18 protein-coding genes and 1 tRNA gene are annotated in these 16,367 nt (G+C 63.4%); 15 read left to right on the top strand and 4 right to left on the bottom strand.

Going from position 1 to position 16,367, the window contains the following annotated elements; genetic code table 11:
- Positions 1-160: 160 nt before the first annotated feature.
- Together ACE3PP_RS01220 and ACE3PP_RS01215 are read left to right on the top strand one after the other, a co-directional pair.
- On the top strand, positions 161-808 hold the full coding sequence (locus ACE3PP_RS01220; RefSeq protein ID WP_374377344.1) for a hypothetical protein: 648 nt from the start codon (positions 161-163) through the stop codon (positions 806-808).
- Positions 809-896: 88 nt separating this feature from the next.
- Positions 897-1,439 carry a flavin reductase family protein gene (locus ACE3PP_RS01215; RefSeq protein WP_374377343.1) on the top strand — a complete coding sequence of 181 codons (543 nt, stop codon included), beginning with the start codon at positions 897-899 and terminating at the stop codon, positions 1,437-1,439.
- A gap of 54 nt (positions 1,440-1,493) precedes the next feature.
- On the opposite strand, the gene ACE3PP_RS01210 is transcribed toward ACE3PP_RS01215, so the two are convergent.
- Positions 1,494-1,583, bottom strand: a tRNA-Ser gene (locus ACE3PP_RS01210).
- Between the two features lie 155 nt (positions 1,584-1,738).
- On the opposite strand from ACE3PP_RS01210, the gene ACE3PP_RS01205 reads away from it, so the two are divergent.
- The 8 genes from ACE3PP_RS01205 (at position 1,739) to ACE3PP_RS01170 (ending at position 8,393) form a co-directional block, all read left to right on the top strand.
- On the top strand, positions 1,739-2,758 hold the full coding sequence (locus ACE3PP_RS01205; RefSeq protein ID WP_374377342.1) for a hypothetical protein: 1,020 nt from the start codon (positions 1,739-1,741) through the stop codon (positions 2,756-2,758).
- A gap of 213 nt (positions 2,759-2,971) precedes the next feature.
- A complete protein-coding gene (rplU, locus tag ACE3PP_RS01200) occupies positions 2,972-3,286 on the top strand; it encodes a 50S ribosomal protein L21 (RefSeq protein ID WP_374377341.1) in 315 nt (104 codons plus the stop codon).
- Between the two features lie 35 nt (positions 3,287-3,321).
- Positions 3,322-3,594 (top strand): 50S ribosomal protein L27, encoded by a 273-nt coding sequence (gene rpmA, locus ACE3PP_RS01195; protein ID WP_374377340.1) that lies wholly within the window; start codon positions 3,322-3,324, stop codon positions 3,592-3,594.
- 104 nt (positions 3,595-3,698) lie between these two features.
- Positions 3,699-4,133, top strand: a complete 435-nt coding sequence (locus ACE3PP_RS01190; protein ID WP_374377339.1) for a bleomycin resistance protein — start codon at positions 3,699-3,701, stop codon at positions 4,131-4,133.
- Positions 4,130-5,188 (top strand): GTPase ObgE, encoded by a 1,059-nt coding sequence (gene obgE, locus ACE3PP_RS01185; protein ID WP_374377338.1) that lies wholly within the window; start codon positions 4,130-4,132, stop codon positions 5,186-5,188. The genes ACE3PP_RS01190 and obgE overlap by 4 nt, the downstream gene beginning before the upstream one ends.
- Before the next feature lie 73 nt (positions 5,189-5,261).
- Positions 5,262-6,404 carry a glutamate 5-kinase gene (gene proB, locus ACE3PP_RS01180; protein ID WP_374377337.1) on the top strand — a complete coding sequence of 381 codons (1,143 nt, stop codon included), beginning with the start codon at positions 5,262-5,264 and terminating at the stop codon, positions 6,402-6,404.
- Between the two features lie 82 nt (positions 6,405-6,486).
- On the top strand, positions 6,487-7,767 hold the full coding sequence (locus ACE3PP_RS01175; RefSeq protein ID WP_374377336.1) for a glutamate-5-semialdehyde dehydrogenase: 1,281 nt from the start codon (positions 6,487-6,489) through the stop codon (positions 7,765-7,767).
- Between the two features lie 2 nt (positions 7,768-7,769).
- Positions 7,770-8,393 (top strand): nicotinate-nucleotide adenylyltransferase, encoded by a 624-nt coding sequence (locus ACE3PP_RS01170; RefSeq protein WP_374377335.1) that lies wholly within the window; start codon positions 7,770-7,772, stop codon positions 8,391-8,393.
- A 20-nt stretch (positions 8,394-8,413) separates the two neighbouring features.
- Here the strand turns inward: ACE3PP_RS01170 and ACE3PP_RS01165 are convergent, their stop codons facing one another.
- Positions 8,414-8,665 (bottom strand): hypothetical protein, encoded by a 252-nt coding sequence (locus tag ACE3PP_RS01165; RefSeq protein ID WP_374377334.1) that lies wholly within the window; start codon positions 8,663-8,665, stop codon positions 8,414-8,416.
- 70 nt (positions 8,666-8,735) lie between these two features.
- On the opposite strand from ACE3PP_RS01165, the gene rsfS reads away from it, so the two are divergent.
- Positions 8,736-9,065 (top strand): ribosome silencing factor, encoded by a 330-nt coding sequence (gene rsfS, locus ACE3PP_RS01160; RefSeq protein WP_374377333.1) that lies wholly within the window; start codon positions 8,736-8,738, stop codon positions 9,063-9,065.
- Positions 9,066-9,087: 22 nt separating this feature from the next.
- On the opposite strand, the gene ybaL is transcribed toward rsfS, so the two are convergent.
- Positions 9,088-10,737 carry a YbaL family putative K(+) efflux transporter gene (ybaL, locus tag ACE3PP_RS01155; RefSeq protein ID WP_374377332.1) on the bottom strand — a complete coding sequence of 550 codons (1,650 nt, stop codon included), beginning with the start codon at positions 10,735-10,737 and terminating at the stop codon, positions 9,088-9,090.
- Positions 10,738-10,943: 206 nt separating this feature from the next.
- On the opposite strand from ybaL, the gene ACE3PP_RS01150 reads away from it, so the two are divergent.
- The 3 genes from ACE3PP_RS01150 (at position 10,944) to ACE3PP_RS01140 (ending at position 15,061) form a co-directional block, all read left to right on the top strand.
- The gene (locus tag ACE3PP_RS01150; protein WP_374377331.1) at positions 10,944-11,834 is read left to right on the top strand and encodes a DMT family transporter; all 891 of its coding nucleotides are present in this window, start codon (positions 10,944-10,946) and stop codon (positions 11,832-11,834) included.
- A 94-nt stretch (positions 11,835-11,928) separates the two neighbouring features.
- Positions 11,929-13,515 (top strand): peptide chain release factor 3, encoded by a 1,587-nt coding sequence (locus ACE3PP_RS01145; protein ID WP_374377330.1) that lies wholly within the window; start codon positions 11,929-11,931, stop codon positions 13,513-13,515.
- Positions 13,516-13,540: 25 nt separating this feature from the next.
- The gene (locus ACE3PP_RS01140; RefSeq protein WP_374377329.1) at positions 13,541-15,061 is read left to right on the top strand and encodes an acetyl-CoA hydrolase/transferase family protein; all 1,521 of its coding nucleotides are present in this window, start codon (positions 13,541-13,543) and stop codon (positions 15,059-15,061) included.
- Between the two features lie 12 nt (positions 15,062-15,073).
- Here ACE3PP_RS01140 and ACE3PP_RS01135 read toward each other — a convergent pair whose 3' ends face one another.
- Positions 15,074-15,598, bottom strand: coding sequence for a DinB family protein (locus ACE3PP_RS01135; protein ID WP_374377328.1), 525 nt, complete (start codon positions 15,596-15,598; stop codon positions 15,074-15,076).
- Between the two features lie 66 nt (positions 15,599-15,664).
- Between ACE3PP_RS01135 and ACE3PP_RS01130 the strand changes: the two genes are divergently transcribed.
- Positions 15,665-16,285, top strand: coding sequence for a TetR/AcrR family transcriptional regulator (locus ACE3PP_RS01130; RefSeq protein WP_374377327.1), 621 nt, complete (start codon positions 15,665-15,667; stop codon positions 16,283-16,285).
- The last annotated feature ends 82 nt before the right edge of the window (positions 16,286-16,367 follow it).

Below are 16,367 nucleotides of genomic sequence, written 5' to 3'. Positions count from 1 at the left end.
GGCCGGAGACCATGATCGGCTTTGCCGAACGCTTCTTCGCCGGACTGAACGCGCTGCTGCCGGGGCTGGTCGATCTCGGCCTCGTTCGCACCAGCCGCAAAATCCTTTCATTCGCGCCGGATGATCGACCCGGCCTTTCGCTCAACAAGGAGACCTACTGATGAAATTGAAAGCCCTGCTGCTCGGTGCAGCCCTCTTCACCGCACTCGCTGCCAATTCCGGCTTTGCCGCCGCCGGCGACGACGTCACCACCCTGCAGGCATTGCAGCACGAATGGGCCAAGGCCAATTACGGCCTCAAGGACGATGAGCGCGAGGCGGCCCTGAAGGCTCTCGTCCCGAAGGCCGAGGCGGCGGTCAGCCAGTTTCCGCAATCGGCCCCGCTCCTCGCCTGGCGCGGCATCATCCTCAGCACCTATGCCGGTGCCAAGGGCGGCCTCGGCGCCCTCGATCTCGCGAAGGCGGCGCTGAAATCTCTCGAAGCCGCGCGCAAGATCGACGAGAAGGCGCTGGGCGGCGGCATCGATACCTCGATCGGTGCGCTTTACTACCGCGTGCCCGGCTGGCCGCTCGGCTTCGGTGACGACGACAAGGCCGCCGACTATCTCGCCAAGGGCGTCGCCCTCAACCCCAGCGGCATCGACGAGAATTACTTCTACGGCGATTTCCTGGCCGAGCAGGGTGAGAAGGACAAGGCCAAGACCTATCTCGAGAAGGCGCTTGCCGCCGCCCCGCGACCCGGCCGCGAGGATGCCGATGCCGGCCGCCGCGCCGACATCAACGAGGTGCTGAAGAAGCTCGCCGATTAGGGTCCGCGCCTGCGGGGCCGGAAAGTCCCGCATGAGCGTCCGAACGGAATGTGTATAGTGCCGTGGCGCTTCGACGGAGGGTCACGGCATGCACAAACTTGCGCTTAGTAAGGCGTTTACGTTGATCGAGCCGGGGCCGGTCGTGTTGGTGACAACCCATGACGGCACGAAAAGCAACATCATGACGATCTCATGGACGATGGTCATGGGCTTCGGGGCCGAGTTCGCGCTCACCACGGGGGCGTGGAACCACTCCTATGCCGCCCTGCGCGCGTCCAGGGAGTGTGTGATCGCGATTCCCACAATCGACATGCTCGATACCGTCGTCGGGATCGGCACCTGCTCTGGCAGGGACACCGACAAGTTCCAGAAGTTCGGGCTCACGGCGCTGCCCGGCAAGGAAGTCGGGGCGCCGCTCATCAAGGAATGTCTGGCGAATATCGAGTGCCGCGTCACCGATATCGTCACGCGGCACAACATCGTCGTGCTCGAAGGGGTCGCCGCCTACTATGATCGGGCGCGCCGCGAAAAGCGCCTGCTGCATGCCGTCGGCGACGGCACCTTCATCGTCGATGGCCGCAAGTTCGATCGCAGGAAAATGATGCGCGCCAAACTCCCGCCGGGAGTCTGAAGCAGGCAATCTGAAGCGGGGATACGGGATGACAGTTCTGAGCGGCGTTAGGAATGGCGGAGGGGGTGGGATTCGAACCCACGGTACGCGTGAACGTACAACAGTTTTCGAGACTGCCCCAATCGGCCACTCTGGCACCCCTCCGCAGGGGATCCCGGAAAACGATACTGGGAACCGGGCCGGTTGAACGGCGCGGAACCTAACGAAGTGAATCGCTCTGTGCAAGCCCGGCTTGACCCCGTGCGGCGATAACGTCGATCCTCCCAGCAGAAACAAGGAAAAGAAGGGTCTCCCGGATCATGGATCTGCCGCAGATTCCGGTCATCGACCTTCAAGACCGGCCGCTGAGCGACCTTGCCGTCCTGGCGCCGGAGAAGGTCCATCTTCTCTCCGCGGCAGGGAAGGCGCTCACCAGCGCGCCGCTCCAGGCCTGGATGGACCGCCGGTCCCAGATCTGGCTCGACCGCAACGTCACCCCTTACCGGGCCGAGATCGCCGATGTGGCCCGTGCCACCGGGGCGGACGGGGTCCACGCCCTCAATATCAGCACGGAATGGGCCTGTTCCAGCATCGCCCATGGGTCGCGTCTTCTCCGCACCCTCGATTGGCCGCTGCACGGCATGGGGCCGGCCCTGGCCGTCACCCGCCACGATTCCCGTGCCGGTGCCTGGTGGCAGGCGACCTGGCCGGGCTTCGTCGGCGTCCTCACCGGGCTCGCCCCCGGCCGCTTTGCCGCCGCCTATAACCAGCCGCCGATCCGCATCACCACGGGGCTGAAGCCCCTGGACTGGATCATGGAGCGGCGCCGGGCCGGGCGCCGTAACGCGCTGCCGCCCACGCATCTCTTGCGTCAGGTCTTTGAAAAGGCAAAGGATTTTGACGAAGCTCTCCATCTGCTGAGCGAGACCCCGACCGCGATCCCGGCGCTTTTCACTCTGGCTGGCGCCGATGGCCGCTCGGTCGTGATCGAGCGGCTGGAGGATCGCTATCGCCACCGGACGGCACCCAACCCATCCGCCATCGCCAATCATTGGCCGGACCTCCCCGGCAACCGCGATCCCTGGCCCAAAGGCTGGCTGCGCGGGGTGGACAGTGCGGGGCGCTTCCGCGATGCCAGTGCCTGTGCCGGCAGCCTCACCACCTTGCCGGCTGACTTTTCCTGGCTGAAATACCCGATTCTCAACAAATTCAGCCGCTTGGCCGCCATGATGGACAGTGCTGCCGGGACTTTCGTCCTGATGGGGCTGGAACAGGCTGGAAAAAGCGCTTCCCCGGCGACCCAGGTTTTGCGGCTTGAGGACCTGAAATCAACGGGTTAAGGATAGGCCGGGCGGGGGCACGGCGTTAACTGGCTCCGCTCTATAAAATGTTGACAAGGTGGGTCGATAACGTCTATTTCCCACCGCGAACGGGTCGCCCTTCGGCGGCCCGAAGCTTTTGGCTCGCTCGGCGGGCCGGAGTTTTTGACAGATAACGGCGCTGCGTGGGGTCCGGGATAGTCCGGCCTGCGACCCGCCTCTAGGACGGCAATTATGTTTGCAGTGATCAAGACCGGCGGCAAGCAATACAAGGTCGCCACCAACGACATCATCCTGGTCGAGAAGCTCGAGGCCGAGGAAGGCGCCAGCGTCACGCTCAGCGATGTGCTGATGGTCGGCGAAGGCGGCAACATCACCGTTGGTTCGCCCAACGTGGCTGGCGCTTCGGTCACCGCCAAGGTGGTCGAGCAGCGCAAGGGCGACAAGGTCATCATCTTCAAGAAGAACCGTCGTCACAACTATCGCCGCAAGCGCGGCCATCGTCAGTTCGTGACGGTGCTCAAGATCGAAGGCATCAAGGCCGCCTAAGGCGGGCCTTGGTCAGAATTTAGGGAGAGACCCAAATGGCACATAAAAAAGCCGGTGGTAGCTCGCGCAACGGTCGCGATAGCGCTGGCCGTCGCCTGGGCGTGAAGAAGGCCGGCAGCGAAGTCGTCGTTTCCGGCAACATCATCATCCGTCAGCGCGGCACCAAGGTTCACCCCGGCCTCAACGTCGGCATGGGCAAGGATCACACCTTGTTCGCCACCGCGCCTGGCCGCGTGACGTTCAAGACCGGCACCGGCGGCCGTACCGTCGTGTCGGTGCTGCCCGTGGCGCTCCCGGCAGCCGAGTGAGCATCGGCGCCCGGTAACGGGCGAGGCCATTCGCTGATACGGTTAAAAAGGGGAATGGCGGAAACGCCGTTCCCCTTTTTCGTTTTCCGGAAATCCAATCGACCATGAAGCCCAGTGAATATCCATACGCACCTCTGGTGCCGGAACTGATCTGCAGCGATTTCGCGCGGTCGCGGGCGTTCTATGTCGACCTGTTGGGTTTCCGCCCCGCTTACGAACGGCCCGAACATCGCTTCGCCTATCTCGAACGTGGTCCCATCCAGATCATGATCGAGGAGTATAGTGAAGACGGATCGTGGCTGACGGGCGAGATGGTGCAGCCCTATGGGCGCGGCATCAACCTGCAGATCGAGATCGACGATCTCGACGTGCTCGCCGACAAAATCAAAGCGGCTGGCATTGCCTTCTACAAGGCGCCGGTCGATCGCTGGTACCGCGTCGACGATCACGAAAGCGGCCAGCGCCAATTCCTGGTGCAGGATCCCGACGGCTATCTGCTGCGCTTCTGCCAGAATATCGGTGAAAGGCCGGTCACATGAAATTCCTCGACGAGGCCAAGATCTTCGTGAAATCGGGTGACGGCGGCGCTGGCTGCGTCTCGTTCCGGCGCGAAAAGTTCATCGAGTTCGGCGGTCCCGATGGCGGCAATGGCGGCCGCGGCGGCGACATCATTGTCGAAGTCGTGCCCAATCTGAACACGCTCATCGATTACCGCTACCAGCAGCATTTCAAGGCGCGGCGCGGCTATCACGGCATGGGCAAGATGCGCTCAGGGCAAGATTCGGAAGACATCGTCATGCGCGTCCCCGTCGGCACGCAGATCTTCGACGAAGACAAAGAGACGCTGCTGTTCGACCTCACCAAGCCTGGCGAGCGAATCGTGCTGTGCCGTGGCGGCGATGGCGGTTTCGGCAACGCCCACTTCAAATCCTCGACCAACCAGTCGCCGCGCCATGCGGGGCAGGGCTGGCCGGGCGAGGAACGCTGGATCTGGCTGCGCCTGAAGCTCATCGCCGATGCCGGTCTTGTGGGCCTGCCCAATGCGGGCAAGTCGACCATGCTGGCCGCCGTTTCGCGCGCCAAGCCGAAGATCGCCGACTATCCCTTCACAACCTTGAAGCCGCAGCTCGGCGTCGTCCATGTGGACGAGCGTGAATTCGTGTTGGCCGATATTCCCGGCCTCATCGAGGGGGCGCATGAAGGGGCGGGGCTCGGCACCAAGTTCCTGGGCCATGTCGAACGCTGCCGCGTGCTGCTCCACCTCATCGACGGAACGCAGGAAGACGTGGCCGGCGCCTACAAGACGATCCGCAAGGAATTGAAGGCCTACAGCCCGGAACTCGCGACCAAGACCGAGCTGGTGGCGCTCAACAAGATCGATGCCTTGATGGAAGAGGAAATCGAGGAGAAAGCCGCCGCTCTCAAGAAAGCGGCGAAGCTGAAGAAGGGCCAGATCGTCTATCGCGTCTCCGGTGCCGCCGGCATGGGCGTCACCGAGCTGATGCGCAAGATGCTCGAGATCATCGACGCCGACAAGGCGCGCGAAGCCGCCGAGCAGGCGGAAACGATGTCGGGAATTGAGATCGAGGCGTGAGGGATCGGTAGAAACGCCCTCGCCCCGCGTCAACGGGGAGAGGGTCGGGGTGAGGGGTAGGGGAAGCGCTCCCATGACTGACAAGAAGAAGACATCGAACAAGGAACGATCACTCGCCAGCGCCAAGCGCATCGTGGTGAAGATCGGTTCGGCCCTCCTGGTCGATGACGAGACCGGCGGCATTCGCCGCAAATGGCTCGATGCCCTGGCCGATGATGTGGCTGCCCTGCGCAAGGCGGGCAAGGAAGTGGTGCTCGTCTCCTCGGGTGCCATCGCCGTGGGTCGCCGTCATCTGGGCCTCATCGACGGCGTGCTGCGCCTGGAAGAAAAGCAGGCGGCAGCGGCGACTGGTCAGATTCGCCTGGCGCATGCCTATCAGGAAACGCTGGCGCGCCACGACATCACGGTGGCGCAGATTCTCATCACCCTCGACGATACCGAAGAGCGCCGCCGCCATTTGAACGCGCGCTCGACCCTCAACACGCTGCTGCAGATGGGCGCCGTCCCCGTCATCAACGAGAATGACACGGTGGCGACCAGCGAAATCCGCTTTGGCGACAATGACCGCTTGGCGGCCCGCGTCGGTGCCATGATCAGCGCCGATACGTTGGTGCTGCTTTCCGATATCGACGGCCTCTATACGGCCGATCCCCGGAAGGACAAGAACGCTTCCTTCATCGGCGAGATTACCGAAGTCACGAACGAGATCGAGGCGATGGCGGGCGTTGCCCCCACCGGCTATTCCTCGGGTGGCATGGTGACGAAGATCGCCGCCGCGCGCATCGCGATGGCCGCCGGTTGCCGCATGGTCATTGCCAGCGGCAAGAAGATGAACCCGCTGCAGGCGATCCTCGATGGCGGGATGTGCTCCTGGTTCGTGCCGGCGAGCGGCCCCAAGACCGCACGTAAAAGCTGGATCGGTGGTTCGCTCAAGGCCAAGGGGACGCTTGTCGTCGATGACGGCGCCCTCAATGCCCTGAAGGGCGGGCGCTCGCTCCTCCCGGCAGGTATTACGAAGATCGAGGGCCGCTTCGAACGCGGCGATGCCGTGCTTGTGGTGGACAAGGAAGGCAACGAGATCGCGCGGGGCCTTGCGGCCTACGACGCCGCCGACGCCAAGCGCATCATCGGCCACAAATCGAAAGAGATTGCCGCCTTGCTCGGCTATCGCGGTCGTGATGAGATGATCCACCGCGACGATCTGGTCTTGAGCTGACGGGACGCAAAATCTCCCTCTCCCTTCAGGGGGAGGGTCGGGGTGGGTGTGAAAGTGAAGACTCTCGGCAGGAAGTGAAAGAATGACCGCGCTGAAGAAAGAAACCGGCGACGCACTGATGGACGAGATGCTGGCGCTCGGCCGCGCGGCCAAGGCTGCCGCCGGGAAGCTCGCCCAGGCACCGCGCGATAAAAAGGACCTGGCGCTTCGCGCGATGGCCGCCGAGCTCCGTGTTCAGGCGCCAAAGATCATGGCCGCCAACGAGCGCGATATGAACGCCGCGCGTGAGAAGGGCCTTTCCGGTGCCTTGCTCGACCGGCTGATGCTGGACGGCAAGCGCGTTGAAGCGATGGCCAAGGGGCTTGAGGAAATCGCCGAGCTTCCCGATCCCGTGGGCCGCTCGCTGGGTTCCTGGGATCGCCCCAATGGTCTCAAGATCGAACGCGTGTCCGTGCCGCTCGGCGTCATCGGCATCATCTATGAAAGCCGCCCCAACGTGACGGCGGATGCGGCGGGCCTCTGCCTCAAATCCGGTAATGCCGCGATCCTGCGCGGCGGGTCTGAAAGTGCGCATAGTGCGGCTGCCATTCTCGACTGCCTGCAGGAAGGTCTCTGCGCCGCTGGTCTGCCCAAGGCCGCCGTGCAGCGCCTGCCGACCACCGACCGCGCTGCCGTCGGCATCATGCTGGGCATGACGGAGTATATCGATGTCATCATTCCGCGCGGCGGCAAGGGTCTCATCGAACGCATCGCCAATGAAAGCCGCATTCCGGTCCTGAAGCATCTCGACGGCATCTGCCACACCTATGTCGATGCCGAAGCAGACCCCGAGATGGCGCGGAAGATCGTGCTCAATGCCAAGATGCGCCGCACCGGCATCTGTGGTGCGACCGAGACGCTGCTCATCGACCGTCCGGCGCTCACATTCGCCAAGCCCATCCTCGACGATCTCATCAAGGCGGGCTGCGAACTCAGGGGCGATGCCGCGATCCAGGCACTCGACAAGCGTGTCGGTGCGGCAAGCCCCCAGGATTGGGATACCGAATATCTCGATGCCATTCTGTCGGTGAAGGTGGTGGATGGGGTGGGCGAGGCGATCGCCCATATCGAACGCCATTCCTCGCACCATACCGAAGCCATCATCACGGCGAACCCGGAGACGGCCGCGCGTTTCCTCAATGAGATCGATTCCGGCATCGTCATCTGGAACAGTTCGACCCAGTTCGCTGATGGTGGCGAGTTCGGCATGGGGGCGGAGATCGGCATTTCGACCGGCAAGCTCCATGCGCGCGGGCCCGTAGGGGCCGAGCAGCTCACCTCTTACAAGTATATCGTGCGCGGCAACGGCCAGGTTCGTCCCTGACCGTGTCGACGATCGCGCGCAAGATCGGCATCCTCGGCGGTTCGTTCAACCCGGCCCATGACGGGCATCGGGATATCAGCCTCGCGGCCCTGGCCTATCTCGGCCTCGATGAAGTCTGGTGGCTGGTGGCGCCGCAGAACCCGCTGAAAAGTCCTATCGGTATGGCGCCCTTGGATGCGCGCCTTGCCGAAGCGCAGCGTGTCGCGGCGCATCCGCGTATTCGCGTCAGCGACCTCGAACTCCGCCTCGGCACCCAATACACCGCGGACACGTTACAGAAGGTCGTGCGCAAATATCCGCATTACCGCTTTGTCTGGCTGATGGGGGCCGACAATCTTGCCGGCATGCACCGCTGGAAGGATTGGCAACAGATCTTTCATCTTGTGCCAATTGCGGTTTTTGACCGTCCGACATATACTTATAGGGCACTGGCCGCTCTGGCGGCACGGCGATTCGCCTGTTTTCGGGCGCGGGAGCAAGCTGCCCGAACGCTGGTCACGTCGCAGCCGCCGGCGTGGATGTTTGTGCATCATCGATTGAATCCGATTTCCGCCACGGAGATCCGCTCGAAGCGGCTCTGGGGTGAGTCAGGTTCGCGGGCGGCACAACCGGCAACGCCTCGATGATCGTTTCGTCGTGACGCCGGCTAGAGGAGGAAGAAGGCCATTTCCGAAAAGAACACCGCGGTTCGCCGGAAGACCGCTCTCAAATCCGCCGGCACAGCGAAATCCGCCGCCAAGAAGGCTGCTCCCAAGGTAGCCAAGAAGAGCGCGGCGAAACCGAAAGCGGCCCCGAAGCCGAAGGCAGCTGCCAAGGCCAAGGTCGCGACGAAGCCCAAGGCCGCTGCCAAGTCGAAGAGCGCCGCGCCGAAAGCCGCCGCAAAGGCGAAGACTCCCAAGAAGCCGAGTGCGAAACCTGTTGAAGCCGCGAACGCGGCCGATGCGTTCTCGCGTCAGCTCCTGAAGCTGGTGACCAAGTCGCTCGACGACGACAAGGCCGAAGACATCGTCTCGGTCGATCTCGCCGGCAAATCGGCCATTGCCGATTTCATGGTCATCGCCACCGGTCGCAACACCCGCCAATTGGCGGCGATGGCGCATCGCGTGGCCGAGAAGCTGGCCAAGGCGGGCGCCAAGCCGATCAATATCGAGGGCATGAGCCAGGGCGATTGGGTGCTGGTCGACGGCAACGATATCATCGTCCATCTCTTCCGGCCGGATGTGCGCAAGCTCTACAGCTTGGAAAAGATGTGGGGCCTCGAACTGCCCGAACCGGAAAAGCTGCAAGCCGTCGGCTGAAAGGCCGGTTCGCTCACTCCCGTTAGGCCGTACCGGTCTGGGCGGGGAAGGCTTTTGACAGCATGCCCTGGGCGATCGCTTCTGCGCCGACGACGATGCGGTCGGCGCCCAGGCGTTTGAGGTGGTCGGTCTCGTCGCTTGAAAAGGCGCGTGCGATGATCTCCACCGCCGGATTGGCCTTGCGCGCCTGTTCGACGGCTTGGCCCGCTTCGAACGCATTGTCGATGGCGACCAGCAGGCGCTTGGCCCCGGCGACATTGGCCGCTTGGATCGCCCGCGGATCGGCCGCGTTGGCGGCGATCACCTCGATGCCGTCGCCCCTCAAATGCTTCAGCGCATTCTCCCGGTCCTCGATGACGAGGAACGGCAAGCTCTCCTGCTTCAGATAGTTGATCAGTTCCTTGCCGACCCGGCCGCCGCCGACGATCACCGTATGATTGCTGAGGCTGGTCTTCACCAGCTGGTCCTCGTTGGCGTTTTCGGTCGCTGTCGTGTCGGCCTTCTTCGCCTTCAGGCGGTCGATGGCGGCGAAGAGCAGCGGGTTGGCGAGGATGGAGAGGATGGCGCCGGCCAGGATCAGGTCGCGGCCTTCTTCCGGCAGCAGGTTGAGATCGACACCCAAGGCCGCGAGGATGAAAGAAAATTCACCGATCTGCGCGAGGCTTGCCGAGATGATGAGGGCCGTCCCGCTCGGGTGGCGGAAGGCCCGCACGATGAGGAAGGCCGCCACCGATTTGCCGAAGATGATGATGCCGCAGGTGGCGAGCACCAGCAGCGGACTGGTGACCAGGATCATCGGGTCGAACAGCATGCCGACCGAAACGAAGAACAGCACCGCGAACGCATCGCGCAAGGGCAGCGACTCTTCCGCCGCCCGGTGGCTGAGTTCGGATTCCGCCAGCACCATGCCGGCGAAGAAGGCGCCGAGGGCAAACGAAACGCCGAACAGCATCGCCGATCCGAAGGCGACACCCAGGGCGATCGCGAGGACGGCAAGTCGGAACAGCTCCCGCGATCCGGTATGCGCGATGTAGTGCAGCACCCACGGAATGACGCGCCGTCCCACAACCAGCATGAAGACGATGAAGGCCGTCACTTTCCCCAGCGTGATGAGGAGCGGCATCACGATGTCGCCCTCGCCGCCGGTCAGAATCGCCGCGAAGGGGGGGAGGAGGACCAGGACGAGGACCATCACCAGATCCTCGACGATGAGCCAGCCAACCGCGATGCGGCCGCGATCGGTCTCCAGCGCATGGCGTTCCTGTAGCGCGCGCAGCAGCACCACGGTGCTCGCGACCGAGAGGGCGAGGCCGAAGACGAGGCCGCCCGCCATCGACCAGCCGAGACCCCAGGCCAGCGCCCAGCCGAGCAGGGTCGCAAAGGCAATCTGCAGCACTGCGCCCGGGATCGCTATCGCCTTGACCGATAACAGATCTTTCAACGAGAAGTGCAGCCCGACCCCGAACATCAGCAGGATGACGCCGATTTCGGACAGCTCCAGCGCCAGCCCCTGATCGGCCACATAGCCGGGGGTGAAGGGGCCGACGGCGACGCCGGCCAACAGGTATCCGACCAGCGGCGAGATCCTAAGGCGCTGGGCGATGGCGCCCAGGATGAAGGCCAAAGCGAGGCTGCCGACGATGGTGGCGATGAGCGGCGTGGCGTGGGGCATTGGGCTCCGACGTCGCAAAAGGTGAAAGATTTGACGGAAAAAGGCTACCGAAACTGCTCCTTAAATGGCCCTTGGCGCCGCCCTTTTCAACCGTTTTGCCCTCGGGGGAGACGCATTTTGGCAGAGCTGCATGACGCAATCGCACTACTCAGGCGGTGAGGGGCTGGATAGGGTGCAACCTTCAAGTCCCGATGGGTCCCACCAACATGCTTGCCAATCGCGGCGTCCTCCTGGCGTTCGTCGCCTCCGCCGCCTTCTCGCTGAAAGCCATCTTCGTGAAGCTCGCCTACCACTATGGGGTGGATGCGGTGTTGCTGCTGGCGCTGCGCATGGCCTTCTCGCTGCCGGTTCTGCTTGGTACGGCCTGGTGGTCGGCGCGCAAATCCGAAGCCCGCCTGGCGCCCCGCGACTGGCTCAGCATCCTGTTCCTAGGCTTCGTCGGCTATTACCTGTCGAGCCTCCTCGACTTCATGGGGCTTGCCTATATCTCGGCGGGGCTGGAACGGCTGATCCTCTTCCTCTATCCGACCGTCGTGGTGCTGATCTCGGTCTTCATGTTCGGGAAGAGCATCACCAAGCGCACCATTTTCGCAATGGCCCTGTCCTATGTCGGGATCGGCATCGCCTTCCTGCACGATATCGAGATGACCGGCGATCAGCGGGCGACGGCGATCGGCGGGACACTCATCTTCTTGTGCATGATTACCTACGCGATCTACCTGGTGGGCAGCGGGCAGATGACCCAGCGCATGGGCTCGGTGCAGTTCGCCGGGCTTGCGACCAGTGTCGCGGCCATCGCCTGCCTCATCCATTTCACGATCGCGAGCCCGCTCGTCGCTGCGGTGAGTCAGCCCTGGCAGGTCTATGCCTATGCGGCGGCGATGGCGGGGCTGTCGACCATCCTGCCCATCTTCCTCACGGCCAAGGCGATCCAACTGGTGGGAGCGTCCAAGGTCTCGATCGTGGGGTCGATCGGCCCGGTCGCCACCATCTTCTTCGGCTGGCTGATCCTGGGGGAGAGTGTCTCCATCGAACAGATGGTGGGCGCTGCCTTCGTGCTGGGCGGCGTCATGCTGGTGAGCTCGAAAAAAGCTTAAAAACCAGAATGTTGCGTCCAATCTTTTTGGCTGGAAAAAAGGTGCGAATTGCTTAGATTGCGCCTCGACCACCGCATTCTCCCCGAGTGACCTCATGGCCAATCTGCCGAACGAAGTTTCCCGGCGCCGCACGTTCGCGATCATCGCGCACCCGGACGCCGGCAAGACCACGCTCACTGAAAAGCTGCTGCTGTTCGGCGGTGCCATTCAGCTGGCCGGCGCCGTCAAGGCGCGCGGCGAACAGCGGCGCGCGCGGTCGGACTGGATGAAGGTCGAGCGCGAGCGCGGCATTTCGGTCACCGCCTCGGTCATGAGCTTCGACTATAAGGGCTGTGCGTTCAATCTCTTGGACACGCCGGGCCACGAGGATTTCTCGGAAGACACCTACCGGACGCTGACCGCCGTCGACAGCGCGGTGATGGTGATCGATGCCGCCAAGGGTATCGAAGCCCAGACCCGCAAGCTGTTCGAAGCCTGCCGCCTGCGCGACGTGCCGATCGTCACTTTCATCAACAAGATGGACCGCGAGAGCCGTGAGCCGATCGATCTGTTGAGTGAGATCGAGGACCAGCTGGCGCTCGACGTGACGCCGGCCTCCTGGCCGATCGGCATGGGGAAGACCTTCCGCGGCTGCTACGACCTCATGAAGGATCGCCTGATCCTGTTCGAGCGCGGCGGCAAGCAGGACGAGGATGTCGTTGAAATTAAAGGAATCGACGACCCGGCCCTTGAGCAAAATCTGAAGAGTGACGAAGTGCAGCGCCTGCGCGACGATGTCGAAATGGCGCGCGGGTTGATGAAGCCCTACGACCTCGAAGCCTATCGCGAGGGGCATTTGTCGCCGGTCTATTTCGGATCGGCCGTCAACAATTTCGGTGTCGGCGAACTGCTTGCGGGGCTCGCCGAGATGGCGCCGCCGCCCCGTCCGCAGAAGACGCTGACCCGCATCGTTGAGCCTACGGAGGAGAAGACGACCGCTTTCGTCTTCAAGATCCAGGCGAACATGGACCCCAAACACCGTGACCGTATTGCTTTTACGCGCCTCGTCTCGGGCCGCTATCAGCGCGGCATGAAGATGCTGCATGTCCGGTCCGGCAAGCAGCTGACGCTCCACAATCCGGTCGTCTTCCTGGCCCAGGACCGCGAGATCGCGGAAGAGGGTTATGCCGGCGACATTCTGGGTATCCCCAACCACGGCAACCTGAGGATCGGCGATACGCTGACCGAGGGCGAGGCGCTCCAATTCGTCGGCATCCCCAGCTTCGCGCCGGAATATCTGCAGTCGGTTCGTGCCGACGATCCGTTGCGGGCCAAGCATTTGGGGAAGGCTCTTGAGCAATTGGCGGAAGAGGGTGCCGCCCGCGTCTTCCGCCCCGAGATCGGCACCGACTATATCGTCGGCGTGGTGGGCGCGCTGCAGTTCGAAATTCTCGCCGACCGTATCCGCACGGAATACGGCCTGCCGGTGAAGTTCGAACAGACCAGCCTCCACACCGCGCGCTGGGTCGAAAGCGACGATCCCGTGGCGCTGAAGGCCTTGGTCGACGAGACGCGGGCCAGCATGGCGAAGGACCATAATGGCGATCCCGTGTTCCTGGCCCGCAATGCCTGGCACCTGGACCGCGCGCAACAGGACCACCCCAAGGTCAAATTCCTGAAGGTCAAGGAACAGCCGCACTAAGGGGCGGCCCCGGAGAAGGATCAAGATGACGGATCGATCACGCATCGCCCATGCGGGCCTCGCCAAGAAAATCATGTCGGCGGAGGCCGCAGCGGCGCTGATCGCCCCGGGCAGCATCGTCGGCATGAGCGGCTTCACCGGGTCCGGCTATCCGAAGGCGGTGCCGCAGGCGCTGGCGAAGCGGATCGAAGCGGCCCATGCGGCGGGCGACAAATTCCGGGTCAGCATTTGGACCGGCGCCTCGACCGGGCCGGAACTCGATGGGGCGCTCGCCAAGGTCGACGGGATCGAGCTCAGGCTCCCCTACAATTCGGACCCCGCCTGCCGCGAGAAGATCAACCGCGGCGAAATGCAATATCTGGACATGCACCTTTCCCAGGTGGCGCCGATGGCCTGGGAGGGTTTCCTGGGCGATCTCGACACGGCGGTCATCGAGATTTCGGCTATCCGCGCCGATGGGACCCTGGTGCCGTCCTCCTCGGTCGGCAACAACAAGACCTGGCTCGACCGGGCGCGGCGGGTGATCCTGGAGGTCAATTCCTGGCAGAACGCCGCCCTCGATGGCATGCACGACATCTATTACGGCACGGCGCTGCCACCCAACCGGGTGCCGATCCCGCTCACCAAGCCCGACGACCGGATCGGTGAGCCGCATTTCCGCTGCGACCCCGAGAAGATCATTGCTATCGTCGAGACCGATGCACCGGACCGCAACGCCCCCTTCGAGGCGCCGGACGAAACCGCCCATGCCATCGCCGGGCACCTGCTGGAATTCTTCGGGCATGAGGTGAAGAAGGGGCGCTTGCCGCAATCCCTGCTGCCCTTGCAATCGGGTGTCGGCAATGTCGCCAATGCGGTGCTGGGCGGGCTGGTCAAGGGACCGTTCCACGACCTGACCGCCTTTACCGAGGTGATGCAGGACGGGATGCTGGATCTGCTGGAGAGCGGGCGGTTGCGCATGGCCTCGGCCACCGCGATGTCGCTGAGCCCGGACGCGGCGGCAGCCCTCAACCGCGACATGGCCCGTTTCCGCGACAAAATCATCCTGCGCCCGCAGGAAATCAGCAACCATCCGGAACTCATCCGGCGCCTGGGCTGTCTCGCCATGAACGGCGCCATCGAGGCGGATATCTATGGCAACATCAATTCGACCCATCTGATGGGATCGCGCATCATGAACGGGATCGGCGGGTCGGGCGATTTCGCGCGCAACGCCTTCATCTCGATTTTCATGATGCCCTCCATCAAGAAGGGCGGGAAGATTTCGGCGATCGTGCCGCATGCCTCGCATGTTGATCACATCACGCAGGACGTCCAGGTGATCGTGACCGACCAGGGTCTCGCCGATCTGCGCGGCCTTGCGCCCAAGCAGCGGGCCAAGGTGATCATGGAGAAGTGCGCCCACCCCACCTTCCGTCCGGCCCTGGAGGATTATTTCAACCGCGCGCTCAAGAGCTCGTATGGGCTGCAGACGCCGGTCATCCTGCCGGAGGCGCTGTCCTGGCATCAGCGCTTCGTCGAAACGGGATCGATGCTGGCGAAGTGAGGCGGGGGCCGGTCAAGAAACCGGGGCCGGCGTTGATTCCTGCCGGCGCCGAGACGGCTCAGTCTGGTGCAGAAACACGGCGTAGGTATCCCAAGGCAAGGGGATGTTCAGCCTTTTGAGGATTTGGCCGACTTCACCGCGGTGATAGCCGCCGTGGAGCGTCACATGCGTCACCATTTCAGCGCGTGACATCAGTCCCCTGTCACCGTCGGTGAACGTGAAGGCGATGCGTTCGGCGGCAACGTCCGGGGTCAGTGTTCCGGCATAATCCACAAACCAGCGATCACATGCGAGTAGATCGGTGCGTAGCGCGGCCAGCGCCGGCGTGCCGTCCGTATTGGTCGCGGTGTATCCATGTGCCCGGCCCGCGAGGTGGGCGGCGAAGATGCGACCCACGATATGATAGTGATTAACCAGCCTGATCGCCGCATCGACCTCGGTCGCGTGCAGGACCGGATCGACCTGCGCCAACGTGTCGAGCAGATCGCGATTGGCCCAGGCATTGTAGCCGGCGAGGGTTCGCAATGGGTCGTTCATTCTCATTTCCTTTCCCGCCCGGCAGAATGTGAGTAGTGTCTTCACATTCTTTCCGGAGGTGCCGTTTTGTCTACTCGCATTGCCAAATCCAAGTCCGTGATGCGGAAGGCGCCGAGCCAGTCGCGTTCCAGGGCGACCGTCGCGGCGATCGTCGAGGCGGCTACTCGCATTTTGGCGGCGCAGGGCTGGGCCGCCTTCACCACAAACAAGGTCGCGGAGGCGGCGGGGGTCAGTATCGGCTCGCTCTATCAATACTTCCCGGACAAGCTTTCGCTGATCGAAGCCATCCGCAAACAGCATCTCGACGATTGCCTCGCGGTCCTCAGGCGGGCCGCGGCGGGCGGCAAGACGCAGAGCCAGCTTCTCGAGGATCTGGTCGGCAGCATCATCGCCATTCACAGCATCCATCCTGGGCTGCACCGCGTATTGCTGGACGAGGCGCCGAGTGCCGAGACATTCAGAAATCCGCAGGACGCGTTCGAGCAGGAGTATCTCGCCTGCTACCGCACTTGGGTTGCGGCGTTTCGTGGCGGCAAGGCCCGCGCATCGGACGAAGCGATCGCCATCGTTCTTTCCGACGCGATCGATGGAATCGTCCACAATGCCGCGCGGCGCGGGACGTTGCAGAGCGCCGCAGTGAAGACGGAGTTGATGCGGTTAGTGCGGGGGTATTTGGAGAGCGAGTGAACATTCGCGCCCTGTTGTCATCCTCCGCCGTCGGCGAATGCCGACAGTCGTCGGCTGTGGCGGAGGATCCACGAACTGCTTC

The organism is Dongia sp. (assembly GCF_041910485.1).
Classification (GTDB): Bacteria; Pseudomonadota; Alphaproteobacteria; order Dongiales; family Dongiaceae; genus Dongia.
The sequence above is the reverse complement of the archived record's forward strand: the minus strand, read 5'-3'. Positions and strand labels throughout refer to the sequence as shown.

What these genes read in the sequence shown, in the direction of transcription:
- ACE3PP_RS01220 (WP_374377344.1), top strand. Translation starts at nt 161, where the DNA reads ATGAAATTGAAAGCCCTGCTGCTCGGTGCAGCCCTCTTCACCGCACTC.
- ACE3PP_RS01215 (WP_374377343.1), top strand. Translation starts at nt 897, where the DNA reads ATGCACAAACTTGCGCTTAGTAAGGCGTTTACGTTGATCGAGCCGGGG.
- ACE3PP_RS01205 (WP_374377342.1), top strand. Translation starts at nt 1,739, where the DNA reads ATGGATCTGCCGCAGATTCCGGTCATCGACCTTCAAGACCGGCCGCTG.
- rplU (WP_374377341.1), top strand. Translation starts at nt 2,972, where the DNA reads ATGTTTGCAGTGATCAAGACCGGCGGCAAGCAATACAAGGTCGCCACC.
- rpmA (WP_374377340.1), top strand. Translation starts at nt 3,322, where the DNA reads ATGGCACATAAAAAAGCCGGTGGTAGCTCGCGCAACGGTCGCGATAGC.
- ACE3PP_RS01190 (WP_374377339.1), top strand. Translation starts at nt 3,699, where the DNA reads ATGAAGCCCAGTGAATATCCATACGCACCTCTGGTGCCGGAACTGATC.
- obgE (WP_374377338.1), top strand. Translation starts at nt 4,130, where the DNA reads ATGAAATTCCTCGACGAGGCCAAGATCTTCGTGAAATCGGGTGACGGC.
- proB (WP_374377337.1), top strand. Translation starts at nt 5,262, where the DNA reads ATGACTGACAAGAAGAAGACATCGAACAAGGAACGATCACTCGCCAGC.
- ACE3PP_RS01175 (WP_374377336.1), top strand. Translation starts at nt 6,487, where the DNA reads ATGACCGCGCTGAAGAAAGAAACCGGCGACGCACTGATGGACGAGATG.
- ybaL (WP_374377332.1), bottom strand. Translation starts at nt 10,737, where the DNA reads ATGCCCCACGCCACGCCGCTCATCGCCACCATCGTCGGCAGCCTCGCT.
- ACE3PP_RS01150 (WP_374377331.1), top strand. Translation starts at nt 10,944, where the DNA reads ATGCTTGCCAATCGCGGCGTCCTCCTGGCGTTCGTCGCCTCCGCCGCC.
- ACE3PP_RS01145 (WP_374377330.1), top strand. Translation starts at nt 11,929, where the DNA reads ATGGCCAATCTGCCGAACGAAGTTTCCCGGCGCCGCACGTTCGCGATC.
- ACE3PP_RS01140 (WP_374377329.1), top strand. Translation starts at nt 13,541, where the DNA reads ATGACGGATCGATCACGCATCGCCCATGCGGGCCTCGCCAAGAAAATC.
- ACE3PP_RS01135 (WP_374377328.1), bottom strand. Translation starts at nt 15,598, where the DNA reads ATGAACGACCCATTGCGAACCCTCGCCGGCTACAATGCCTGGGCCAAT.